This is a genomic window from Flavobacterium sp. (assembly GCF_044373165.1).
Lineage (GTDB): Bacteria > Bacteroidota > Bacteroidia > Flavobacteriales > Flavobacteriaceae > Flavobacterium.
Map to the genome: position 1 here is coordinate 1 of NZ_JBILQL010000117.1, position 4,645 is coordinate 4,645.

The 4,645-nt window shown below is 36.6% G+C and carries 5 protein-coding genes; 4 read left to right on the forward strand and 1 reads right to left on the reverse strand.

The window, feature by feature from the left end; genetic code table 11:
* The first annotated feature begins 19 nt into the window (after positions 1-19).
* From ACIQ32_RS11235 to nhaA, 4 genes are read left to right on the forward strand one after another with little or no spacing between them, the layout of a single operon-like run.
* Positions 20-151, forward strand: a complete 132-nt coding sequence (locus ACIQ32_RS11235; RefSeq protein WP_396195786.1) for a gliding motility-associated C-terminal domain-containing protein — start codon at positions 20-22, stop codon at positions 149-151.
* A 50-nt stretch (positions 152-201) separates the two neighbouring features.
* Complete coding sequence (locus tag ACIQ32_RS11240) at positions 202-1,113, forward strand: type IX secretion system membrane protein PorP/SprF (protein ID WP_396195782.1); 912 nt, start codon at positions 202-204, stop codon at positions 1,111-1,113.
* A 13-nt stretch (positions 1,114-1,126) separates the two neighbouring features.
* The gene (locus tag ACIQ32_RS11245; protein ID WP_396195783.1) at positions 1,127-3,070 is read left to right on the forward strand and encodes an OmpA family protein; all 1,944 of its coding nucleotides are present in this window, start codon (positions 1,127-1,129) and stop codon (positions 3,068-3,070) included.
* Positions 3,071-3,130: 60 nt separating this feature from the next.
* Positions 3,131-4,273, forward strand: a complete 1,143-nt coding sequence (nhaA, locus tag ACIQ32_RS11250; protein WP_396195784.1) for a Na+/H+ antiporter NhaA — start codon at positions 3,131-3,133, stop codon at positions 4,271-4,273.
* Here nhaA and ACIQ32_RS11255 read toward each other — a convergent pair.
* The coding region (locus ACIQ32_RS11255) for a CorA family divalent cation transporter (RefSeq protein ID WP_396195785.1) at positions 4,270-4,645 on the reverse strand (376 nt) is incomplete at its 5' end. The genes nhaA and ACIQ32_RS11255 overlap by 4 nt on opposite strands.

The following is a 4,645-nucleotide window of genomic DNA, read 5'->3' on the forward strand; positions in this document are numbered from 1 at the left end:
TACCCGTAGATTTGAGGGAATCTCTGAAGGAAGAGCAACTATCAGCAAATCTGAAGAATTGCCAACTGGTACTTACTTCTATATCATTGAGTGGACAACTACTGAAGGAACTAGAGAAACCAGAGACGGATACTTATACTTAACCAGATAAACCTACTAACTCCTGAGGGTGTAAAAACCCTCAGGATAAATAAAGAAAATATGAGAACAAAAATTTTAATTTTCGCTTTGATGTTAACGTGTTACACTGGTTTTGCACAGCAGGACGCTCAGTATACCCAATACATGTATAACACCATCAATATCAATCCGGCTTATGCGGGATCTAGAGGAGTTATGAGCATATTCGGTCTACACCGTACCCAATGGGTAGGTTTAGACGGAGCGCCAACAACTAATGCGTTTTCTATAAATACTCCTATAAACGATAGTAACTTAGGCTTAGGTGTTTCATTTGTAAATGATAAAATCGGACCTACGAGTGATAATACCATTTCGGCTGATTTATCTTATACAATACAAACTTCTGAAGAGTTTAAGTTGTCATTTGGTATTAAAGCCTCAGGAAATTTATTCAATTTAGATGTGAATCGTTTGAACCCAGCAGATGCCGGTGATCCGAACTTACAAAATTTTGACAATGAATTTTCGCCTAACTTTGGTGCCGGTATTTATTTACACTCTGATAAAATGTACTTTGGATTATCTGTCCCTAACTTTTTACAAGACTCAAAGTACAATGATAATGAGGTTGCCGTTTTTCAAGAAAGAATGAACTTTTATGCTATCGGAGGTTATGTATTTGACATTTCACCTTCTGTTAAATTTAAACCCGCATTCTTAACTAAATTAGTAACCGGTTCTCCGTTACAAGTAGATGCTTCAGCCAATTTCTTATTCTTTGACAAATTGATGTTGGGCGCTGCTTACCGTTGGGATGCTGCTGTGAGTGCTTTAGCCGGATTCCAAGTTACTGACGGTTTATTCGTCGGTTACAGTTATGATAGAGAAACTACCCAATTGAGAAATTTTAATACGGGTTCACATGAGGTATTCTTACGTTTTGAATTATTCAACAGAGTAAGTAAATTGGTATCACCTAGATTCTTCTAATAACACAACGATTATGAAAAATAAAATTATATACTTAGTACTATTGACTTTTACTGCATTTAGCAGTTATTCACAAGTTGGGAAAAAAGAAGTAAAGGGAAATAAGGAGTATGACAAATACGCCTATATTGATGCCATTAAAACTTATGAACGTATTTATGAAAAGGGATACAAATCACCCGATATGTTGCTTAAGATTGGTAATGCCTACTATTTTAATGCCGAATTAGAGAAGGCTAACAAATGGTATGATGAACTTTACTCAACTAACACCGAACAAGAACCGGAGTTTTATTATCGCTTTGCCCAAACTTTAAGAGCGGTTAAAGATTATACCAAATCTGATGCTATGATGGCTAAATTTGGAGAGAAAAGCGGCAATGACAGCAGAGAAGATCTTTTTAATAAAAACAAAGACTATTTAGCTGTTATTAAAAAGAATTCAGGTCGTTACAAAATTGAGAACGCCGGAATCAACTCTAAATACTCTGACTATGGTCCGGCCTACATGGGCGAGAAAGTAATCTTTACTTCTGCTCGTGATACCGGTAACTTCTCCAAAAGAATTCACACTTGGACTGGTCAGTATTTTACAAACTTATACAGTTCGGCTTTAAGCGAAGATGGTTCATTAACCGGTGTAGATAAATTTGGTAAAAAAATCAATACCAAATACCACGAAGATACTCCGGCGTTTTCTAAAGACGGAAAGACTGTATATTTTACTCGTAACAACTACTTAGACGGAAGAGGTTTTGATGCCAATAAAGTAACTTTACTTAAAATCTATAAAGCTAATTTAGATGCTGAAGGAAAATGGATCAACATTACTGCGCTTCCATTTAACAGTGACAGTTATCAAACGGCACACCCTGCCCTATCTCCGGATGAAAAAACGTTATACTTTGCTTCAGACATGCCCGGAACTCATGGCCTATCTGACTTATTCAGAGTAAAAATTAACGAAGACGGAAGCTTCGGAACACCGGAAAATTTAGGAAACACTATCAATACTGAAGGAAGAGAAACTTACCCTTTCATTTCTAACGATGATGAATTGTACTTCGCTTCTGACGGTCAACCCGGATTAGGTGGTTTGGACATTTTTGTTACCAGAATTCCTAAAGACAACGGTAAGTTTAAAGCTCCGTTAAATATAGGTGAAGAAGGAAACAGTTCTAAAGACGATTTTGGATTTATTATTAACACTAAAACCAAAAGAGGTTTCTTAAGTTCAAATCGTGATGGCGGACAAGGAAGTGATGATATCTACAAATTTTTGGAAACAAAACCTATTTTCTGTGATCAAATATTACACGGGGTAATCACCGACGAAGACACTAAAGCAGTATTGCCTAATACCAAATTAGTGCTGTTTGATGAGAAGTTCAACAAGCTAAAAGAAACTGTTTCTGATGCCCAAGGTAAATACGAATTCACCGAAGTAGAATGTGGAACCAAATACTATGTTAATGCTTCATTGGAAGATTATGAAACTAAAGAGTCAGCCGTAATCATAGGTTCTGAATCAGGAAAAACCGAATTGAATATTGAACTTAAAACCAAAACTTGTCGCGTAAAAATTGGTGACGACTTGGCCGATTGTTTCAAAATCAACATCATCTACTTTGATTTAGACAAATGGAATATCCGTCCGGATGCTGCCGTTGACTTAGCTAAATTATTAGATGTGTTGAACCAAAATCCAACAATGAAAATCAACATTCGCTCACATACCGATAGCCGTGCTTCTCATGCTTACAACAGTAAGTTGTCTGACAGAAGAGCGAAATCTACCAGAGATTGGTTAATCAAAAATGGTATCGCTGCCGATCGTTTAACTTCTGAAGGATTAGGGGAAACCGAATTGGTTAACAAATGTGCCGATGGCGTTCCATGTAGCGAAGAAGATCACCAATTAAACAGAAGAAGTGAATTTATAATCACGAATTTATAATCACGATTCTTACCTATAGAAAAAGCACCCAAAACGGGTGCTTTTTTTTATCTTTGAAATATGAAAATTACCAAACTATTTAAAGACTTTTTTGAAAGTGAAAGAGCCGGCGGATTTGTACTAATTGCTTGTACACTACTTTCACTGTTATTGACCAATTCTATTTTGGGGGAACAATACTTAAACATTTGGCATTATCAAATCGGACAGCATTCCTTTGAACACTGGATTAACGACGGATTAATGACCATCTTCTTTTTGCTGATTGGTTTGGAATTGGAGAGAGAAATTTATGCCGGAGAATTGTCTAATCTCAAAAATGCTTTATTACCCATATTTGCTGCTATTGGTGGGATGTTTATTCCGGCCGGATTATACTTATTCCTGAACTACGGAACCGATACCCAATCGGGAGCCGGAATTCCTATGGCTACCGATATTGCATTTGCTTTGGGAATACTCTCTCTACTAGGCAATCGCGTTCCGGTTTCTTTAAAAGTATTCTTAACCGCTTTAGCCGTTATTGATGATTTAGGCGCTATTTTAATTATTGCAATATTCTATTCCAAAGGTTTGGTTGTCTCAAACCTTATGATAGCGTTAGGCATATTTGTATTTTTATTGGTCTTGAATCGGCTCAAAGTCAGAAACCTTATTCCATACCTGGCAAGCGGTGTGATCATGTGGTACTTTATGTTAAATTCAGGAGTACATGCCACAATTACCGGAGTGTTGTTAGCCTTTGCTATTCCATTTGGCAACGGAAATGAAAAATCAACTTCCTATATTTTACAACATTTTCTTCACAAACCGGTTGCGTTTGTAATTCTGCCGCTTTTTGCTTTGGCCAACACTGCCATAGTGCTGAACTCCGATTGGCATTACGCCTTAAGCCATCACTATACTTTAGGAATAGCCTTAGGATTAGTGGTTGGAAAACCTTTCGGGATTTTATTGTTCAGTTACTTAGCAGTAAAACTAAAGATCAGTCGGTTACCCGGCGATTTAAACTGGAAATCTGTTTTAGGGGTTAGCTTTTTGGGTGGTATTGGGTTTACCATGTCTATCTTTATTACACTACTCGCCTTCTCCGACAGCGAACATATTGACAATGCTAAAATCATGATTTTAGTTTCGTCCTTAGTTGCAGCTATAATTGGCTTGTTGTATTTGAAAGCAATTTTAAAACCCAAAAAAGCTTAATACCACTTTTTCTTTTTAAAATAGTAAATCATTCCCAACAGCAAAAAAAACATAAAACCTAAGACCATAAAGTAGCCGTATTTCCAATGAAGTTCAGGCATGTTGTCGAAGTTCATACCGTAAATACCAACTATAAAAGTCAACGGCATAAAAAACACGGAAACTACGGTCAAGGTTTTCATCACCTGATTCATCTTTTGGTTTTGAGCCGAAAAATAAAAATTGGAAGCACTGTCAAGCGAAGTCAAATCGTATTCAATTTGCTCTAACAATTCCAAACACTTTTGATGCAAACGTGAAAAAAAGCTGTAGTTATCCTGTTCTATAGTATTGAAAACATTATCGTCTTTGATGCTTTTGATGGAGTACAAA